This window comes from Shinella sp. G-2, assembly GCF_050172695.1.
In the GTDB taxonomy this organism is placed as follows: domain Bacteria; phylum Pseudomonadota; class Alphaproteobacteria; order Rhizobiales; family Rhizobiaceae; genus Shinella.
Genome location: NZ_JBBEYH010000080.1, coordinates 1 through 636 on the forward strand (window position 1 = coordinate 1; position 636 = coordinate 636).

1 protein-coding gene is annotated in these 636 nt (G+C 65.1%); it reads right to left on the minus strand.

Annotated elements, in window-relative coordinates:
• Positions 1-636 (minus strand): alcohol dehydrogenase catalytic domain-containing protein (locus V8U06_RS29205; RefSeq protein WP_427143652.1); only part of this gene is annotated, 636 nt, incomplete at both ends.

Sequence of the window (636 nt, forward strand, 5' to 3'; positions counted from 1 at the left end):
CCCGCCGATCAGGTCGCCGTTCCGCTTCGTCATGTTGACGAGATAGGGCACGATGTCGTCGCCAACCTCCTTCGGGTTGACGAAGTGGGTCATGCCGAACTTCTCGCCCCAGGCCTTGCGGTCGGGATTGATGTCGACGCCGATGATCATGTCCGCGCCGGCAAGGCGCAGGCCCTGCAGCACGTTGAGGCCGATGCCGCCGAGACCGAAGACGATGGCCGTCGAGCCGATCTCGACCTTGGCCGTGTTGATGACGGCGCCGATGCCGGTCGTCACGCCGCAGCCGATGTAGCAGATCTTGTCGAAGGGGGCGTCCGGATTGACCTTGGCGAGCGCGATCTCGGGCAGGACCGTGTAGTTGGCGAAGGTGGAGCAGCCCATATAGTGGTGGATCTTGTCCTTGCCGATGGAAAAGCGGGAGGTGCCGTCGGGCATCAGGCCCTGGCCCTGGGTGGCGCGGATGGCGGTGCACAGGTTGGTCTTGCGCGACAGGCACGAGTAGCACTCACGGCATTCGGGCGTGTAGAGCGGGATGACATGGTCGCCCTTCCTGACGGAGGTAACGCCCGGGCCGACATCGACGACAATGCCCGCGCCCTCATGGCCGAGGATGGCCGGGAAGAGGCCTTCCGGGTC